We start from the raw sequence: 19,169 nt of genomic DNA on the forward strand, positions 1-19,169 counted from the left end.
ACCCGCAGGCCCATTGCCTGCGGGTTTTCTGTCATGGGAGCCAGGCTCAGGATTTCCCCGGCACCTTGCCTTCAGCCAAGGAATGGCGTCGTTGCAGCAGGTAGAGACCGATACCCACGGCCAGACCGGCCAGGTCGCTATAGATGCCGCCGTAGATCATGCACACGGCGCCCACCAGCAGTATCAGACGCACCACAGCCTTGACGGGGCCGAAGAACCAGGCCTGCACAGCCGCTGCCAGCATCACGATGCCGATCGTCGCGGTCACGCCCACGCGCAGGATCTGCAAGCCGCTGCCCTCCAACAGCATCGCCGGGCTGTAGTAGAACATGAACGGCACGATGAACGCCGCCAGGCCGATCTTGAATGAGGTCACCGAGGTCTGCATGGCATTGGCTCCGGAGATGCCGGCCGCGGCATAGGAGGCCAGTGCCACCGGGGGAGTGATCGCCGAAACCACCGCGAAGTAGAACACGAAGAAGTGTGCCACCAGTGGCTGGATGCCGATGCCGATCAGGCCGGGAGCGACCACCGAAGCGGCCACGGCATAGGCCGCCGTGGTCGGCATGCCCATGCCCAGCAGGATGCTGATGCACATGGCGAAGAACAGTGCCAGCAGCTGACTGAACCCGGCCAGGCCCAGCAGCAGCGACGAAAAGCGCGCGCCTACGCCAGTCAGCGAGATGACCCCGACGATGAGCCCGGCACAGGCACACACGGCGATGATCTGGATCGACATGGTGCCGGCCAACTGCAGGGCACGCAGGATCGAGGGTATGCCCATCTTGTGTGGCGACACCCAGCTCACCACGGCCGCCGAGGCGGTGGCCAGGGTGCCGGCGCGGATCACCGAGTAGCCCATGAACAGCGCGGCGATCAGGATCACGATCGGGGCGAACAGATAAACTTGCTTGACCAGGCGCGAGAAGAGAGGGATCTCATCGCTGCGCATGCCACGCATGCCCTTGTAGGCTGCCTCGAAGTCGACCATGAAGTAGACCGAAGCGAAATACAGGATCGCCGGGATCAGCGCCGCGACGGCGATCTCGGTGTAGGGAATGCCGGTGATCTCGGCCATGATGAAGGCCCCGGCGCCCATGATCGGCGGCATGATCTGCCCGCCGGTGGAGGCCGCGGCCTCAATGGCGCCGGCGCTGCGGCTCGGGTAACCGACCTTCTTCATCAATGGGATGGTCAGCGAGCCGGTGGAAACCACGTTGCCCGCACTGGTGCCGTTGATCATGCCCATCAGCCCAGAGGCGAAGATGGCTACCTTGGCGGGGCCGCCACGTGCGCGACCGGCCGCGGCGAAGGCGAAGTTGACGAAATAGTCACCGACCTTGGAAGCCTGCAGGAAAGCGGCGAAGATGATGAACAGGATGATGTAAGTCGATGACACGGCGGTCGTTGGCCCGAGAATACCGGCATCGGTATAGACCTGGCTGAAAAAGCGCCCGACCGACAACCCGGGGTAGCCGAGGAAGCCCGGCAGGTACGGACCGGCGAAGACATACAGCAGGAACACAAGCGAAATGACCACCAGTGCCATGCCGGCCACGCGACGGGTCAGTTCGAGAATCAGCAGCGACCCGGCGATGGCCGCGTAGGAGATGCCCATCGGCGCGAAGGAGGTGCCGGTCGACATGCGCAGTGGTGTGTTGTAGATCACCAGGAAATAGCCGGCACTGGCCACGGCGCAGACCATCAGCACGAGGTCGGGGGGGCTCAACCGTTCGCGGGTCTGACGATAGGCCCAGGACAGCGCGATGGCAATGGCCGTGGTGGCAATCAAGGGCAGGCCGAAATGCCAGGCTTCGATATACGGCTCGATGCGCATGGCACCGCCGCTGATATCGCGCCACATCAACCCGACCTGCATCAGGGCATAGAGTGCTGGAACCAGCAGCGCATAGCCCAGGCCGCGCATCCAGGGCGCGGCGGCACGCTCGCCTTCGCCCACGAAACGAGCTCCGGTATAGAATCCGTAGCCTAGGATCAGTGCCCCACAGATATGCACGATGCGAAACGACCAGGTTTCCAGCGGATAGACGTTCAGTGAGAACAGGTGGAAGCTGGAATAAATGATGGCCAGGGCGGCGAACAGCCACCACAGCCAGCCGGAGAGCAGGCGTCGGTTACCTTCAACCACTTCTTCATCGACACCCTGGGCAATGGCCTCGGGTGTCTTGTCGAATGCGTCGTCGGCTTGCGCCTCGAGTCGCTTATCGGGGTTGTTGCCCATGGGAAGTTACCCTTGAGAGTCAAGCTAGAGGAGCCTAATCGAAAGCCGGCGTCCACAAGAGGCGGACACCGGCCCTCGTCATGGGGTGCTGAGCGGGTTAGTGGATCTGGGCCTCGTCGATTTCGTAGCCGTTTTCGTTAAACCAGCGTGCGGCACCGGGGTGGAAGGGGAGCACGTGGTTATGAACCACATTTTCCGGGATGGTAGTGGCGGCACTGCGGTGGACCTCGCGCATCTTGTCGTTGTTTTCCATGGTGATGCGAGTGACTTCGTAGACGAAGTCTTCCGGCAGGTCGCAACCGGCGATGGTGAAGTTCCACATCGAGACAGCGCGGGCGTCGTCCTCGAGGGTCTGATAGGTGCTGGCTGGAATCGAGAACTCCGATACCGGGAAGGCCGCGATGGCTTTCTGCTGTTCTTCCTCGGTGAACTCGATGATGTTGACGTCGGTCTGGACCTCGAGCTGGCTGACGGCCGGGATCGGGATGCCGGCGGCGAAGGCAATGACATCGAGTAGGCCGTCCTGGAGCTGGCCGCCTAGATCGTTCCAGCCACCGTTACGGCGCTCGAAGTTGACCCCCAGCTCTGAAAGTATGGCGGGGAAGTAGCTGTCGGAGGTAGAGCCAGCCGGACCGAAACCGATGCGCGCTCCGTCGGGAATCTCGGAAATGGAGGTGATGCCCGAACCGGCCAGGGTAGTGATCGAGAACGGTGTCTCGTACATCGGGAACATGGCGCAGACGTTATCCATGACTACCCCGGGGGCCAGCGGGCTTTTCCCGCTCACGGCATCGGCGGCAGGGCCCATGGTGGTCATGCCAAAGGCGATGTCTCCATTGTGCACCAGCGCGAGGTTCTGGGTCGGGCCGCCAGTGACTTCGCCGCCGCCGGACAAGCCGAGTTCATCGGCGATCATGTTGGCCCAGCCGGAGCCGTATACGAAGTAAGTGCCGCCCTGGCTGGCAGTGCCCATGGTGAAGCTTTCTGGCCACTCGGAGCGATCGGCCTGAGCGGTGGATGCCATCATGAGGCCACCGACGCAAACACCTGAGATAAGGACGCTGGCGACGCGCGGCAATGGGAAGCGGTAGTTGTTTGCTGACATGCTATTACCCTCTAATTCATTATCGTTGAGTGTGATGTCTGGCCCTTTGCATACGGCAATGAGTATGCCGTCTATTTAAAAATATAGACAAAACAGGAAATTAAGCCCTCCTCATTCAACTAAAGTTGAATGAGGAAGGATGAGGTTTGTCCGGAAGTTCACACATTTACCCACGCCGGGATGTGCGGATTTCCGCACATCCCGGAGAGTGTCGACGTTGAGGGAAATGTGCGGCAGGAGTGGATAGTTCAGGTATTACGGGACGGACCCTTCGGGTCGAGGATCTTCACTGTTTGCAACTCGTCACCCTTCTGCTCCTGGCGCGGTCGGTTGACGCGGGTTTCAATTTCGGGTGCAGCCTCGTCCTCGATCGGGAGTTGTTCAAAGAAGTCGCAATTGACGCAATCGCGATAGCGAATGCCGTTCTGCTCCCACGTGCGAATGCGGTCCATGGCGGCACAGCGCGGACAGATCGCACCGGCGATGAAGCGTTTGGTGATGACCATCGAAACTCTCCTCGTCACTCAGGCGGCACGTATGCCACTGTGGCGCAACAGGGGTTCGACACTCGGTTCTCGACCACGGAAAGCGCGGAACATCTCGGCGGCATCGCGGGCTCCGCCTTGCTCGAGGATTTCACCACGGAAACGAGCTCCGGTTTCAGGGTCGAAGATTCCGGCCTCCTCGAAGGCACTATAGGCATCGGCGGACAATACTTCGGCCCACTTGTAGCTGTAGTAGCCTGCCGCATAGCCGCCGGCGAAGATGTGGCTGAAGCTGTTCTGGAAACGGTTGAAACTGGCTCTTGGAACCACTGAAACAGCATCGCGAACACTGTCGAGCAAGCCCTGGACATCGGCGGCGGTTGGGGCTGTCAGCTCATGGTGCAGGCGGAAGTCGAACAGCGAGAATTCGAGCTGGCGCACCATTCCCATGGCCGATTGAAAGTTCTTGGCCGCTTGCAGACGCTCGAGCAATTCGTCTGGCAGCTTGGCGCCCGTGTCGACATGGCCGGCGAGCAGGTCCAGCCCTTCGCGTTCCCAGCAGAAGTTTTCCATGAATTGGCTTGGCAACTCGACGGCATCCCAGGCGACGCCATTGATACCGGAAACGTCGGCGACCTGTTGCTTGGTCAGCATATGGTGCAGGCCATGACCGAACTCATGGAACAGGGTGGTGACCTCATCATGGGTCAGAAGGGCGGGTTTGCTCCCTACCGGCCGGGTGAAGTTGCAGGTTAGATAGGCCACCGGCAATTGCAGGCTGCCGTCTTCGCGGGCACGGCGGACTCGGCATTCGTCCATCCAGGCCCCGCCTCGCTTTCCTTCTCGGGCATAGAGATCGAGATAGAAACCGGCGATGGGCTCGCCATGTTCGGTGATGCGAAAGAAGCGCACATCCGGGTGATAGCGAGGGACGCTGTCGTCTTCCTCGAACTGTATCCCATAAAGCGTTTCGACCACCCGGAACAGACCGTCGATCACTCGCGGAGCGGGGAAGTAGGGGCGCAACTGTTCTTCGGAAATCGAATAGCGGGCTTCACGCAGTTTCTCGCTGGCATAACCGACATCCCACGGTTCGAGGGCTTCGATTCCCAGCTCCTGACGGGCGTAGTCGGCAAGCTCGTCGAACTCCTGCCGAGCCTGGGGGTGGGCACGGCGTGCCAGGTCCTCGAGGAAGTCGAGTACCTGTCGGGGTGACTCGGCCATCTTGGTCGCCAACGAGTAGTCGGCATAGGTGGCGAAGCCCAGTAGTTCAGCCAACTCGTGGCGCAGCTTGAGAGTTTCCTCGATGACGGGGGCGTTGTCGTATTTTCCGGCGTCAGGACCCTGGTCGGATGCGCGAGTGACGAAGGCGGTGTAAACCTCGCGGCGTAGCTCTCGGTCGTGAGCAAAGCTGATCACCGGGAAGAAGCTGGGGAAGTCCAGAGTGATGCGGTACCCGTCCATGCCCTTCGCTTCGGCATTTGCCTTGAGGGTGTCGAGAGCACTCTGGGGCAGGCCGTCGAGGGCGGCGGCATCGCCGATGTCCTTGTGCCAGGCTTGGGTGGCGTCCAGTACATGATTGGAGAAGGTATTGGCCAGCTCCGACAGACGTGACTGGATCTCGCCGTAGCGCCGTTTCTTGTCGGCGGGCAAGTCGATGCCAGCCAGGCGGAAGTCACGCAGCGTGTTATCGATCGAGCGTCGTTGCGCCTCGTCGAGATGGGCATAGGCCGGTGAGTCCTTGAGTGCCTGATAGGCCTGGCATAGCCCCTCATGCTGGCCAAGCCACGTGCTGTATTCGGAAAGCATGCCAAGACAGGCCTGGTAGGCCTCGCGCAAGGGCTCGGAATTCATGGTGGCGTTGAGGTGCGATACCGGCGACCAGGCTTGGGACAAGCGGTCGTTCAGGGTTTCGAGAGGCGCGGCCAAGCTTTCCCAGCTGGGAGGTGCTTGGCTGGCTCGCTCGGCCAGATTCTCGACGGCGGCTCGGTTGTCCTCGATCAGCCGCTCGATGGCCGGTACCACATGCTCGGGCTGGATCTCGCCAAAAGGTGGCAGGGTGTGGGTCTCGAGCAGCGGGTTGCGGGACATATCGAACCTCCAAAGTGAAATCTTGAGGTTAGATGCGGGCGTGGACGTTGGGTTTCAATGGCCAGCCTCAACTACCCCATGGATCTCAGTGCTGTTAGGCTTGCGCCTCGATGGCTGAGCGGCCCTCCGGGCGTTACCTCTGTAGCCGGCATCTCAAGGATCATCAGACATGAACGAAACACTGGAGCGTTGGAGTTCACGGCGAGCCTTTATCCTGGCGGTCACCGGTGCGGCAGTGGGGCTGGGTAATATCTGGCGTTTTCCCTACATGACAGGAGAGAACGGCGGTGCGGTCTTCCTGCTGCTGTATGTCGCTTTCGTGGTGCTGCTCGGCTTGCCGGTGATGATGGCGGAAATCTTGATCGGTCGCGCTGGGCGCCGTAGTCCGATGCACTCGCTGGCCCATTTGGCGCAGCAGGCCAAGGTTACCCCACACTGGCGCTGGCTCGGTGCGTTCGGCGCATTGACGGTGTTCCTCATCCTGTCGTTCTATTCGGTGGTATCCGGCTGGTCGATCGAGTTCTTGGTCGAGGCGGTTAACGGTGACTTCGTGGGATTGGGGCCAGCGGAGATCGGTGCCAATTTCGACGCCTTTCTTGCCGACCCTCTGCGCATGACCTTCAATCACACATTGTTCATGATATTGACCATGTCGGTGGTTGCGGCCGGGGTGGCCAACGGGTTGGAGAAACTCAACAACCTGATGATGCCGCTGCTGTATGTGCTGCTGGTGGTGCTGGTGATCCATGCTGCCTTCACCGACGGCTTCGCTCCCGCCCTGACTTGGTTGTTTCGACCGGACATGTCGGCGCTCAGCGTGGGAGTGGTCATCAACGCACTGGGGCATGCCTTCTTCACTCTGGCGGTGGGAGCCTGTGCACTGATGGCCTATGGCGCCTACATGCCCGATCACCAGAGCCTGCCACGAGCCGCTGGGGCGGTGGCGATACTTGATGTGGCGGTGGCATTGCTGGCAGGTATCGCCATTTTCTCGGTGGTTTTCGCTCAAGGTATGGACCCGGGTGAGGGGCCGGGGCTGATGTTCGTGACACTGCCCATCGCCTTCGCCGAATTGCCATGGGGATCGCTGTGGCTTGGGCTGTTTTTCCTGCTGCTGTTGTTGGCCACCTGGACCTCGTCGATCAACCTTGCCGAGCCGATGGTCGCGACGCTGCAAGGCTTTGGGCTGCGGCGTAGCCGAGCGACGGCGATAGTCGCCTTGGGAGTGTGGCTGGCCGGAATGTTGTCGGTATTGTCGTTCTCGACCATGGCCGAGGTGCACTGGCTGGCGGGAATGAACTTCTTCGAGTTGGTGACCACGGTGCCGACCGATGTCTTTCTGCCCATCGGTGGCTTGCTTATAGCGATCTTCGCTGCCTGGGTGCTGCCGCGTGACACGGCGTTGCGTGCCTTGGATGCGGGTCCCAACGGCTTCCGAGCGTGGCGTGCACTGGTACGCTTCGTGTCGATTCCCTTGACACTGATCGTGCTATTGTCCGGGCTGATATGACGATGCGAAATGAGGCCGCTCTGGTCTCGTGATTCAGGAGGCGCTTTATGGGCATTCGAACCTTTCAAGGGATTACGCCACGTCTCGGTGAACGGGTCTATATCGACCCGGACTGTGTGGTGCTAGGGGATGTGGCGCTGGGCGATGACTGTTCGGTTTGGCCGATGGCGGTGATCCGTGGCGACATGCATCGCATCCGTATCGGCGCGCGTACCAGTGTGCAGGATGGCAGTGTGCTGCATATCACCCATGCCAGCGATTTCAACCCCGGCGGGCACCCTCTGACAGTGGGTAATGATGTGACGATAGGGCACAAGGTGGTACTGCACGGTTGCACCATCGGTAACCGCGTGCTGGTTGGCATGGGTGCCATTGTCATGGATGGCGCGGTGGTCGAGGATGAGGTGATCATCGCCGCCGGTGCTGTGGTCACGCCAGGCAAGCGCTTGGAAAGCGGCCATGTCTATGCCGGAAATCCGGCCAAGGCTTTGCGGCCGCTCAAGGAGTCGGAACGCGAGTTTTTCCCTTATACCGCGGGTAACTACGTCAAGCTCAAGGACCAGTATCTGGCCGATGGTCAGGCGCATTAGAGCTCCACCTGAACTTGTCGTCATTTGGCAACTGATTGTTTTCTTGGGCCATGTTGCGCATAATCTGGATGTTTATCCAGTATATATCGAGTTTTTTCATGGCCGATTTTCGTACCCACCTCAGTGTCGCCGTGGTCGGCGGCGCGCTGCTTGGTTTCGGTGGCTGGCAGGCTGCTCAGTTGACGGCTGCCGAAGCTGCGTCCTTGACCGCGGCAACTGCATTGGGCGGGATCCTGCCGGATATCGACTCCGATCAATCCCATGCCATCCGTTTGATATTCACTCTATTTGCCGTGCTGGCGGTTGTAGGTGGCGCCCTGTCGTTGCAGGGGCGACTCAGCCCCGGAGCGATAGTGGTTGCCTGTGGCGGGCTGCATGTTGGTGTTCGCTATGCGTTGAGCGCGATGTTCAAACGCTTCTCCGTGCATCGCGGTATCTGGCATTCGTTGCTGGCATCGCTTATGTGCGGTTTGATCACTACGGTGATCAGTTACCAATGGCTATCGCAGGGGGCCTGGATGGCATGGGCGCATGGGCTGGCGCTGACCATGGGCACGTTGATTCATCTGCTGCTTGACGAGTTGTATAGCGTTGACCTGGTCGGTACGCGCATCAAGCGCTCCTTTGGTACGGCCTTCAAGTTATTCGACTACCGCGAGCCGGGTAACGCGATACTGATGCTGGTGCTCGCCGGCGCTTTGGTGCCCTGGCTGCCGCCCTGGCAGACTCTGGTCGATCTGTTGTCTCAGGGCGTGGTGGCGTGGCGGTAATCCTCGGCTTTGAGTCCGTACTTCTTGAGCTTGTCGTAGAGCGTCTTGCGAGGTAGCCCCAGGTGTTCGCACACCGCGGGAATGCGGCCTTGGTGGCTGGCTAGCGACTGACTGATCAGGCTTTTCTCGAACAGCTCCACCTGTTGCGGCAGGGCCATGTCGCTGGAGCCGGGGTCGGCACTGTCAAGTAGGGCGTCCAGCCGGTAGTCGTGAGCGGCCCCCAGCAATACGTAGCGCTCGGCAAGGTTGCGCAATTCGCGCACGTTGCCTGGCCAGTCATGAGCCATCAGGGCTGAAATGCCGGCGGCATCCAGTGGTGGGGCCTCCAGGCCGCTGCGGTTGGCGGCGACTACCGCAAAGTGCTGGAACAGCAGCGGGATATCCTCACGTCGTTCGCGTAGTGGGGGGAGTGGTAGGGTCACCACATTGAGCCGATAGTAGAGGTCCTCGCGAAACCGTCCCTCGTCGGCGGCGACCTTGAGGTCAACCTTGGTGGCGGCGATCACGCGAATATCGAGCGGTATCGGCACATTGGCACCGAGCCGCTCGACACAACGCTCCTGCAGCACTCGCAGCAGCTTGACTTGCAGGCCGAGTGGCATCGATTCGATCTCGTCGAGAAATACCGTACCACCATTGGCGTATTCGAACTTGCCGATGCGGCGTTCCATGGCACCGGTGAAGGCGCCTTTTTCATGGCCGAATAGCTCGGATTCGATGATGGATTCTGGTACCGCGCCGCAGTTGATGGCGACGAAGGGTTGGCCACTACGCGTGCTGCGCTCATGGAGGGAGCGGGCCACCAGATCCTTGCCGGTGCCGGTTTCACCGAACAGTAAGACATCGGCTTCGACTTGGCTGATGCGCTGCATCATCGACGCCAGGCGTTGCATGGCCGAGGTGCGGCCTACCAGGCGCGGCCCGGGGGCGGATTGCTGTGCCTCCAGTTCGGCCTTGAGCTGTCGATTCTCCAGGCTCAGGCGGCGCTTCTCGATGCCGCGTCGTACCACCTCCACCAGGCGTTCGCCGGCAAAGGGCTTTTCCAGGAAGTCCCAAGCGCCTTCGCGCATGGCTTCCACTGCGGTGGAGATGTCGCCATGTCCGGTGATCAGGATCACTGGAAGATCCGGATCGCGTCGCCGGACTTCAAGCAGCAAGCTCATGCCGTCCATGCCGGGCATGCGGATGTCGCTGACCAGCACGCCGGGAAAATCCGGCGTGAGACGTTCCAAGGCGGCTTCCGCACTGACCAGAGCCTCGGGAGCGTAGCCGGCCAGCTCTAGGGTTTGGCTGGCAGTGATACGTAGGTGCTCCTCGTCGTCGATGATCAATACTGGGCTGCCTGAGTCGTCATGCATGTGGGCTGGGCTCCTCGGTGTCGCGATGGCCGGAGTTTATGACAGTGTCGGGGCTAGTGGGCAGGACAATGGTAAAAAGTGCGCCACCATTGGCTTGGTTGCAGGCTTCGAGGCGCCCGCCCAAATCATCGATGATGCGCGATGAGATCGACAGGCCGAGTCCCAACCCGCTGCCGGACGACTTGGTGGTGAAGAAGGGCTCGAAGACGCGCTTCAGGTGCTCTTCAGCGATGCCCGGTCCGTTGTCCGCCACACCGATGCGCACCTCCTTGCCACGGGGCTCGATGCTGAGTACCAGGCGTGGCGTGGGCGTATCGTTCATGGCCTGTAGGGCGTTGCCGATCAGGTTGACCATGACCTGTTCGAGGCGAACCAGGTCGGCACGTACCCAGACATCTTGATCGGGCCAATGGCGCACCACTTCGACACCAGCCGAGTGCAGGCGTGTCTGGTAAAGGCGAAGCGCATAGTCGAAACAGGCCGGAACCGATACCGCAGTCAGATTGTCACCGCTCTTGCGCGAGAATTGCTTGAGCTGGGCGCTGATTTCGGCCATCCGCGCGGTCAGCTCGATGACCTGTTCGAGATTGGCGTCGGCGGTATCCAGCCGGTTGCGGGCGAGGAAGGTGCGTGCATTCTCGGCATAAGCGCGAATCGCCGCCAATGGCTGATTGAGCTCGTGATTGATGCCGGCGGCCAGTTGACCAAGCACAGCCAGCTTGGCAGCCTGGACCAGTTCATCCCTGGTTTGACGCAGATTGGCCTCGGCGCGCCGGCGTTCCTCGATCTCGGCGGACAGGCGTCGGTTGGAATCGACCAGGTCGCGGGTGCGGCGCTCGACATTGCGCTCCAACTCGTCACGGGCCCGGGCCAGAGTCTGGCGCTCGCGCTCGGCGAACAGTTCACGTTCGCGACGCAACCGCAGGCGTTGCCAACCGAACCCTCCTGCGAACAGTGCCACCCCGTAGAAGCCACCAGCCAATAACCCTGCTTGCCACTGGGCGCGGCGTACCGGGAGTTGAGGCTTGAGGATATGCATATCCCAGCCGAACTCGGGTAGTGAGCGGGTCAGCAGCAGGTATTCCTCGCCCTTCAGCGGCCCTTGGGAAAAGCTGACCAGCAGACTTTGATCCCTTCGCGTCTCGAGAATCTCGATGCCCGAAGGCGATAGTGGTTCGTCGGCATAGCGGCGGGTGGCGAGCAAAGCCTCTCGTTCCTTCTTGGAAAGAGGCGAGAGCGCTGTCAGACGCAACTCGGGGTGACTGGCCATGAAGATGATGTCGTCGCGGTCGGTGACCAGCAGTTCGGCGCTCTGCTCGGCCCAGCTGTTTTCGATGGCATCGAGCAGTACCTTGACCACCATCACCCCGTCGGGGGTGTCATCGTCGTCGAGCATCACCGGGGCGGAGAAGTAGTAGCCACGCTCCAACGACTGTACGCCAAGACCATGGAAGCGCCCCTGGCGACCTGCGATGGCGTCCTGGTAGTAGCTGCGAAAGGCATAGTTCTGGCCGATGAAGGTATTGGGCAGGTGCCAGTTGCTGGCCGCCAGGGTATTGGCAAAGCGGTCGAGCAAGTAAATGTCCGAGACATTGGCGGTTTCGCGGAAGTGATCGAGCAGCAGGTTGACCGGCATCGCGTCCTGTTGCTCGGGCGAGGCTAGAAAGCGTTTCACGACTTCCCGGGAAGCTAGCAGCTCGGGAAGGTAATCATGACGTGACAGGTAGCCTTCAAGGCCCGTAGCGGAAAGGCGCAATTCATTCTCGGCCTCGCCATGCAGGGTCTGCAAGGCCTGGTCGCGGGCGACCTCTGCCGCTTGCCAGACGACCGCGACGAACCCCAGTAGTACTAAAAGCAACAGCCATAGGCGCCACGCTCGTGAGCGTCGGGCGGGCTTAGCCACCGACACGCTCGGGCATCGCCTGGGCGCGTCGTAGTGCGCGTTGGGCTCGCGTTTCGGCACGCTCCATCTCCAGCAGTTCTTCTTCGACGAATACCAGGTGCTCATGGGCACGGGCGCGGGCATCTTCGGGGCGACCCTCGAGAATGGCGTCAAGCAGCTCTCGGTGCTGTTCCATCAGCCGCGGGCGGGAGTCGGGTTTCTCGAACAGATGGGTCAGGTTGTCAACGATGCTTTTCTCCAGCAGGTGGAAGATGCCACGAATGGTATGTAATAGCAGAACGTTGTGTGCGGACTCGGCGATCGCCAGGTGAAAGGCGGCATCGGCCTTGGCCTCCAGGGCTGGGTCGCGTCCCGCGAAACAGGCTTCCAGCTCTTCGAAGCGCTCGATCAGCACTGCCTTGTCGGCAGGCGTGGAGCGAAGCGCGGCGTAATAGGCGGATATGCCTTCCATGGCGTCGCGGAATTCCAGCAGGTCGAGATGGAATTCCTTGTGACGGGGAAGCATGTCCAGTAGTGGGTCATTGTAACGGGAGTTGAGCTCTTCGGTCACAAAAGTCCCGCCCCCCTGGCGACTGGTCAGCAACCCACGGGCAGCAAGTTTCTGGATGGCTTCGCGAAGCGACGGTCGCGAGACGCCGAAGCGCTCGGACAGGGCCCGTTCTGGCGGCAGTCGCTGGCCGGGCTTGAGGCTGCCCTCGAGAATCATCGCCTCGAGGCGTTCGGTGATAACATCGGCGATACGCGGTTGGCGAACGGGTTGATAGGCCATGGCGGTCTCTCGTGCAGGCAGGGCGTTGGCAGTGGGCGTGCGAAATTGTGGCAAAAAAGCGTGCCGAACGCTCAAAGGTAATTGGTATTACCAAATTTAGGTGATAATCGTCCCGATATGCAATCTTGCTTGGTTAAAGACTATTATGAATTTTCAGAGGCTTATGGATAGTATTCTGTAAGCGATACCAAAGTATAAGTGGCGTGGCGAGGAAAAGCCGCGCCTTGTATTTGACACTTCTTGGCAATGCCACCTAAGGTGCATCGATGCTAGCTGTGAATTGGTAAAACCAATTTACCATCGTGGTGGCCCACTTGAGTCGACAAGATTCCAGGCGGCGGCCGACCACGAGCCGAGGAGAATCAGAATGACGTCAGTCAAGCTTTACCCCCCGAAGCCGGAGAAAGTCTATTTCTTCGGTACCTGTCTGATCGATATGTTCTTTCCGCAAGCCGGGCTGGACGGGATCCGTCTGCTCGAGCGCGAGGGTATCGAGGTGGTCTTTCCCGATGACCAGACATGCTGTGGCCAGCCGGCCTACACCTCCGGTTATCAGGATGAAGCGCGCGCCGTGGCCGAGGCCCAACTCGGCTTGTTCGCCGAGCCTTGGCCGATCGTCGTGCCCTCGGGCTCCTGTGGCGGCATGATGCGTACCCACTATCCGCAGCTATTCGCCGGTACGCCACGCGAAACCGAGGCCCGCGAGGTGGCTTCGCGCATCTATGAACTGACCGAGTTCCTGATGCATGTCTGTCATATCCAGCTGGCTGACAAGGGGCGGCCGGAGAAGGTGGCTATGCATACTTCATGCAGTGCGAGGCGCGAGATGGGGTTGGCTGAAACGGGACCAAAGCTGCTTGCTCAGCTTGGCCACGTCGAACTGGTGGAGCAAGAGCGTGCCGCGGAGTGTTGCGGCTTCGGCGGCACCTTTGCCGTGCGGCATCCGGAGGTTTCTGCCGCAATGGTCGAGGACAAGACTCAGGCCATCGAAGCGACCGGTGCCGAGCACTTCGTCACATCCGATTGCGGTTGCCTGATGAATATTGCCGGGCGCTTCGAGTATCAGAAGAAAGCGGTGTGGGGTGAGCATATCGCTTCCTACCTGTGGCGGAGGACCACATGAGCGTGCAGATCTATACCCCTGAGGCATTCCACCGCCAGGCCCACGATGCTTTGGGGAATCCGCAGATTCGCCGCAATTTCCGCAAGGCCATGGATGGCCTGATGAGCAAACGTCGCGATGTATTCAGCGATTGGGACCTGGAAGCGCTGCGTGAGCTGGGAGCCAACATCCGTCTGCGCGCACTGGCCAAGCTGCCTGACCTGCTCGAGCGGCTCGAGGCCAATTGCCAGGCCAACGGCATCCAAGTGCATTGGGCCGAGAATGGTGACGAGGCATGCCGGATCATTCGCGAGCTGTGCGAGGCGCGGGCTGCCCGCGCGGTGATCAAGGGTAAGTCGATGGTTTCCGAGGAGATGCATCTAAATCAGCATCTCGAGGCGGCGGGCATCGAAGCATTGGAGTCGGATCTCGGCGAATATTTGGTGCAGCTCAACGAGCAGACACCGTCACACATCATCATGCCGGCGATTCATCTCAATACCGACGAGATCTCCGAGATCCTGCACGACAAGACGGGGACCGAGCGCACCCGTGACGTCGACTACATGACTGCCGCCGCTCGGGCCCAGTTACGAGAGCGTTTCATGGCCGCTGACGTGGGGATCTCGGGAGTCAATTTCGCGGTGGCCGAGACCGGCACGCTGTGCCTGGTGGAGAACGAAGGCAACGGACGCATGACTACCACGGTGCCTCCGGTGCACATTGCTGTCACCGGCATCGAGAAGGTGGTCGAGCACCTGCGCGATGTGCCGCCGCTCTATGCCTTGCTGACACGCTCGGCGACTGGCCAGCATGTCACCACCTATTTCAACATGATCAGTTCGCCGCGGAAGCCTGGTGAACACGACGGCCCCGAAGAAGTTCACCTGGTGCTGGTCGATAATGGCCGCTCCAATATCTATCAGGACAACGAGCTGCTGGACACACTGCGCTGTATTCGCTGCGGGGCTTGCATGAACCACTGTCCGGTATATACCCGTGTCGGCGGTCATACCTACGGCACCACTTATCCCGGTCCTATCGGCAAGATCCTGATGCCGCACATGCTGGGACTGGAAGCCACCAAGGATCTGCCCACCGCATCGAGCCTGTGTGGCGCCTGCGGCGAGGTATGCCCGGTGAAGATTCCGATTCCCGACCTGCTGGTGCGATTGCGCCGTGAGGCGGTCGGTGAGGGGCGCGGTAATGTGCCCGGTGCTGGAGTCAAGCGCTCGCGCAAGGAACTGCTGGCCTGGAAGGGATGGCAGTGGCTGGCCACTCATCCCACTGTTTGGCGTGGCAGCACGATGGTCGCCGGCAAACTGCGTGGCCTCACGCCGACCAAGCTCGGCCCGTGGACGGAGTATCGCACTGCGCCCAAGCCGGCCAAGGCCTCGCTGCATGCCCTGGTCAAGGCTCATCAGCACAAGGATGGAGAGGGTCGGTCATGAACGCACGCGAGAACATCCTGAAGCGCCTACGCGAGCGTAGCGACGGCCCGCTGCAGGTTCCCGAGAGCGACTTCTCCGTGGTCACCGGGCGTGATTGGACACCGCAGGAGCGGGTCGAGCGCTTCGAGCGGCTGATCACCTCAGTGCATGGTGAAGTGATCCATGCCACCTTGACTGATTGGACCGCACGCCTCGAGGAGGTGCTGAAAGCCAAGTCGGTCCGACGGTTGGCGCTGGGGCGTGAGCACCCGGTGCCGGTAGCAGCCCGAGCGGCGCTGATGGATCATGATGTCGAGTTGGTCGATGTCGACCGCGATATCGAAGACTGGAAGCGGGAGCAGTTCGAAACGGTGGATGCCGGGCTGACCTCGACAGGTGGTGCCATCGGCGAAACCGGTAGCTTGTGGCTGTGGCCGACCCCCGACGAGCCACGTTTGATCAGTCTGGTGCCGCCGATTCATATTGCCGTGCTTGATGCCGACGCTATCGAGGATACCTTCTTCGATGTGGTCGAAGCGCATGGCTGGGCGAGCGGCATGCCGACCAATGCCCTGCTGATTTCGGGACCCAGCAAGACCGCCGACATCGAGCAGACCCTGGCTTATGGGGTGCATGGGCCACGCGAGTTGGTGGTGTTGATTCGCCATCCTCGGGAGAGCGCATGATCGCATCCGGACACACCCAGGCCTATCGCGAACTGAAGGCGGCCCTGGCCGAGGTGATCCCCCACGAACGGTTGATCGACGACCCGCTACGCACCTTGGCTTATGGTACCGATGCCAGCTTCTATCGCATGATTCCGCAGTTGGTCGTGCGAGTGGAAAGCGAGGCCGAGCTGATCCGGGTGCTGGGCGAATGTCATGCTCGCGCCTTGCCGGGCACCTTTCGTGCCGCAGGCACCTCTCTGTCGGGGCAGGCAGTGACCGATTCGGTGTTGATCCTGTTGAGCCGTGCCTGGCGCGGTCACGAGATCCTCGATAACGGCGAGGCGATCTGGTTGCAACCTGGCGTGATCGGTGCGCGGGCCAACCAGTTGCTGGCACCCTTCAAGCGCAAGATCGGCCCCGATCCAGCCTCGATCAATAGTTGCATGATTGGCGGGATCGCCGCCAACAATGCTTCTGGGATGTGCTGTGGTACCGCACAGAACAGTTATCGCACGCTGCGTGATATTCGCGTGATCCTGGCCGACGGTACAGTACTGGATACTGCCGATGCCGCCAGCCGTGAAGCCTTCCGTCATTCGCATGGCGAGCTGTTGGTGGGGCTCGAACGCCTATCTCGCGAAACCTTGGCCAATACTGCGTTGGCTGACAAGATCCGTCACAAGTACCGACTCAAGAATACGACCGGTTACGCCTTGAACAGTCTGGTCGACTTCACTGACGGCATCGAAATCCTCAAGCATCTGATGATCGGTTCCGAGGGGACCTTGGGTTTTATCAGTGCGATCACTTATGACACGGTGCCCGATGAGCCGCTCAAGGCTGCCGCGTTGGCCTTCTTCCCAGACATGGCCACTACCTGTCGTGCCACCATCGCGCTCAAGAAGACGTCGGTCGCGGCGGTTGAGTTGATGGACCGCGCCGCCCTCCGCTCAGTGCAGAACAAGTCGGGTATGCCCGAGGTGCTCAAGACCCTGCCGGAAGGGGCTGCGGCGTTGCTGATCGATGTGCGTGGCGATGACGAGGCCGTACTCGAGTCGCGGGAAGCAGAGGTCCATGCGGCGTTGGAGGGGATCAAGACCCTGGAGCCATTGGGTTTTACCCGTGAGCAGGCGACCTACGAGCTGTACTGGAAGATCCGCAAGGGGCTGTTCCCGGCGGTGGGGGCTGTTCGCGAGACCGGCACCACGGTGGTCATCGAGGATGTGGCCTTCCCCATCGAGCGCCTCGACCAGGGTGTGCTGGCACTTACCGAGGTGTTTCATCGACACGGCTATCAGGATGCCATCCTGTTCGGCCATGCCTTGGAGGGCAATCTGCACTTTGTCTTCCCACAGGGCTTTGAGAAGCTGGGCGAGGTCGAACGCTACCAGGCACTGATGGGTGAGGTCGCCCAATTGGTGGGCGTTGAATATGGTGGCTCGCTCAAGGCCGAGCATGGCACTGGACGCAATATGGCACCTTATGTGGAGCTCGAATGGGGTGCCGACGCTTATGCCCTGATGTGGCGGATCAAGGGATTATTCGACCCCGATAACCTGCTCAACCCCGAGGTGATCCTGAGTCGCAACCCGACCCTGCACCTCGAAAACCTCAAGCCATTGCCGGCCGCCGATCCCTTGGTGGACAAGTGCATCGAATGCGGTTTCTGCGAGCCGGTCTGTCCGTCGAAGGATCTGACGCTCACGCCGCGTCAGCGCATTGTGATTCGCCGCGAACTGGCGCGACTCGAGGCGCTGGGCGAACAAGCAAGCGAGGAGGACAAGGCGCGCATCGAACGGCTATGGAAGGACTATCGTTATCAAGGCGACGAAACCTGTGCTGCCGATGGGCTCTGTGCCACCCAGTGCCCGGTGAACATCAATACCGGCGACCTGATACGCAGCCTGCGCCGGGAACGCAATGTCGGCAAGGCCGGAGTGGCGCGCCTAGTTGGGCATCACTTTTCCGGAACCACACGCTTCGGCCGCGGTGCCCTCAACGTGGCGGCATTTGGACAAGCGCTGCTTGGTGACCAAGGCATGGTCAAGGTCAGTCGTGCCTTGCGCAAACTCAGTGGAGAGCGATTACCGCAGTGGCTGCCGAGTATGCCCAGAGCCGCCTCGATCAAGGTGCTGAATCGGCCGATCGGCAGTGGTGACCGCGTGCGTGACAAGGTGGTCTACATGCCTTCCTGTGCCACTCGAGTATTCGGCGCCAATCGCGATGATCAGGAGTCGCGGTCGGTAATGGAACTGACATTGGCATTGCTCGACAAGGCAGGCTTCGAGGTCATCATCCCGGCCATGCCGGGGCATCTGTGTTGTGGCATGGCTTTCCAGTCCAAGGGACAGTTCATCGAAGCCGACCACAAGGCAAGAGAGCTCAATCGCGAGCTGTTGGCTGCCAGTCAGAATGGGCGCTATCCGGTGCTATGCGATACCAGTCCTTGTACGCTACGCATGCAGGAAACTCTGGATGCGCGGCTGACACTGATGGAGCCGGTGGCCTTTGCGCACGATCACTTGCTGCCACGGCTGGAGATCACGCCGTTGACCGAGCCCATCGCGATCCATGTCACCTGTTCGAGCACGCGGATGGGGTTGACTGACAAGTTCGTGGCGCTGGCCAGGGCATGTGCCACCAACGTTGTGGTTCCGGCGGAAATCTCCTGTTGCGGTTTCGCTGGTGATAAAGGGTTTGCTACACCGGAACTCAGCGCCTCGGCCCTGCAAGGGCTGGCCCATCAAGTGGAGGGTTGCGTGGCCGGCTACTCCAATTCGCGCACCTGCGAAATTGGTCTGTCATTGCAAGGTGGTATCCCCTATCGCTCGATTTTCTCGCTGGTCGACCGGGTCAGTCAGCCGAAGGAAACGGCCAGTCGGGAGGAAGCGGTTCCGGGGGTATAAGCGCGAGGGAGTTGTCTCCTCTTGTTTTTTGTCACCGTAGTGTCAAAAAAGCCTTGCAGCGTTCGCGGCAAATCCGTAAAGTACGCATCCGCTGCCGGCGACGGGCAAACGTCGCGGGCGGTGGTGAGTGGCCGAAGTGGCTGTTTTCGTTGGGCTTTTTCGGATCGTTTGGGCGATTCGGGGTTGCACGGAAGCGGCGGGTTCGATAGACTGTGTCGCCACTCGATGGGCTCCGGGGTG

The 19,169-nt window shown here is 60.7% G+C and carries 14 protein-coding genes; 7 read left to right on the plus strand and 7 right to left on the minus strand.

Annotation, left to right across the window (positions count from 1 at the left end; all coding sequences use genetic code 11):
- Positions 1-46 precede the first annotated feature (46 nt).
- The 4 genes from IE093_RS21005 to prlC form a co-directional block, all read right to left on the minus strand.
- Positions 47-2,242: a TRAP transporter permease gene (locus IE093_RS21005; RefSeq protein ID WP_189472678.1), complete on the minus strand. Its 2,196-nt coding sequence runs from the start codon at positions 2,240-2,242 to the stop codon at positions 47-49.
- Positions 2,243-2,339: 97 nt separating this feature from the next.
- Entirely contained in the window at positions 2,340-3,347 is a 1,008-nt protein-coding gene (locus IE093_RS21010) for a TAXI family TRAP transporter solute-binding subunit (protein WP_189472680.1), read from the minus strand.
- A 248-nt stretch (positions 3,348-3,595) separates the two neighbouring features.
- A complete protein-coding gene (locus IE093_RS21015) occupies positions 3,596-3,853 on the minus strand; it encodes a YheV family putative zinc ribbon protein (RefSeq protein WP_189472682.1) in 258 nt (85 codons plus the stop codon).
- Between the two features lie 18 nt (positions 3,854-3,871).
- Positions 3,872-5,923, minus strand: coding sequence for an oligopeptidase A (prlC, locus tag IE093_RS21020; RefSeq protein ID WP_189472684.1), 2,052 nt, complete (start codon positions 5,921-5,923; stop codon positions 3,872-3,874).
- A 169-nt stretch (positions 5,924-6,092) separates the two neighbouring features.
- Between prlC and IE093_RS21025 the strand changes: the two genes are divergently transcribed.
- The 3 genes from IE093_RS21025 to IE093_RS21035 all read left to right on the plus strand — a co-directional run bounded on the left by IE093_RS21025 (position 6,093) and on the right by IE093_RS21035 (position 8,793).
- The gene (locus IE093_RS21025; RefSeq protein WP_189472685.1) at positions 6,093-7,433 is read left to right on the plus strand and encodes a sodium-dependent transporter; all 1,341 of its coding nucleotides are present in this window, start codon (positions 6,093-6,095) and stop codon (positions 7,431-7,433) included.
- A 47-nt stretch (positions 7,434-7,480) separates the two neighbouring features.
- Positions 7,481-8,023, plus strand: coding sequence for a gamma carbonic anhydrase family protein (locus IE093_RS21030; RefSeq protein ID WP_189472687.1), 543 nt, complete (start codon positions 7,481-7,483; stop codon positions 8,021-8,023).
- A 98-nt stretch (positions 8,024-8,121) separates the two neighbouring features.
- On the plus strand, positions 8,122-8,793 hold the full coding sequence (locus IE093_RS21035; protein ID WP_189472689.1) for a metal-dependent hydrolase: 672 nt from the start codon (positions 8,122-8,124) through the stop codon (positions 8,791-8,793).
- Here IE093_RS21035 and IE093_RS21040 read toward each other — a convergent pair.
- Genes IE093_RS21040 through IE093_RS21050 form a run of 3 tightly spaced genes read right to left on the minus strand, consistent with a single transcriptional unit; the run spans position 8,769 to position 12,823 of the window.
- Entirely contained in the window at positions 8,769-10,151 is a 1,383-nt protein-coding gene (locus IE093_RS21040) for a sigma-54-dependent transcriptional regulator (protein ID WP_189472691.1), read from the minus strand. The two genes, IE093_RS21035 and IE093_RS21040, sit on opposite strands and share 25 nt — an antisense overlap.
- Positions 10,144-12,054, minus strand: coding sequence for a sensor histidine kinase (locus tag IE093_RS21045; RefSeq protein ID WP_229803849.1), 1,911 nt, complete (start codon positions 12,052-12,054; stop codon positions 10,144-10,146). Before IE093_RS21045 ends, IE093_RS21040 begins: the two co-directional genes overlap by 8 nt.
- Positions 12,047-12,823, minus strand: a complete 777-nt coding sequence (locus IE093_RS21050; protein ID WP_189472695.1) for a GntR family transcriptional regulator — start codon at positions 12,821-12,823, stop codon at positions 12,047-12,049. Before IE093_RS21050 ends, IE093_RS21045 begins: the two co-directional genes overlap by 8 nt.
- 367 nt (positions 12,824-13,190) lie before the next feature.
- Here IE093_RS21050 and IE093_RS21055 point away from each other — a divergent pair, with 367 nt between their 5' ends.
- Genes IE093_RS21055 through IE093_RS21070 form a run of 4 tightly spaced genes read left to right on the plus strand, consistent with a single transcriptional unit; the run spans position 13,191 to position 18,929 of the window.
- Positions 13,191-13,946 carry a (Fe-S)-binding protein gene (locus IE093_RS21055; RefSeq protein WP_189472697.1) on the plus strand — a complete coding sequence of 252 codons (756 nt, stop codon included), beginning with the start codon at positions 13,191-13,193 and terminating at the stop codon, positions 13,944-13,946.
- Positions 13,943-15,376: a LutB/LldF family L-lactate oxidation iron-sulfur protein gene (locus IE093_RS21060; RefSeq protein ID WP_189472700.1), complete on the plus strand. Its 1,434-nt coding sequence runs from the start codon at positions 13,943-13,945 to the stop codon at positions 15,374-15,376. Before IE093_RS21055 ends, IE093_RS21060 begins: the two co-directional genes overlap by 4 nt.
- Complete coding sequence (locus tag IE093_RS21065) at positions 15,373-16,041, plus strand: LutC/YkgG family protein (RefSeq protein WP_189472702.1); 669 nt, start codon at positions 15,373-15,375, stop codon at positions 16,039-16,041. The genes IE093_RS21060 and IE093_RS21065 overlap by 4 nt, the downstream gene beginning before the upstream one ends.
- On the plus strand, positions 16,038-18,929 hold the full coding sequence (locus IE093_RS21070) for an FAD-binding and (Fe-S)-binding domain-containing protein (RefSeq protein ID WP_189472704.1): 2,892 nt from the start codon (positions 16,038-16,040) through the stop codon (positions 18,927-18,929). The genes IE093_RS21065 and IE093_RS21070 overlap by 4 nt, the downstream gene beginning before the upstream one ends.
- Positions 18,930-19,169: the final 240 nt, after the last annotated feature.

Source organism: Litchfieldella qijiaojingensis, from assembly GCF_014651875.1.
Classification (GTDB): Bacteria; Pseudomonadota; Gammaproteobacteria; order Pseudomonadales; family Halomonadaceae; genus Litchfieldella; species Litchfieldella qijiaojingensis.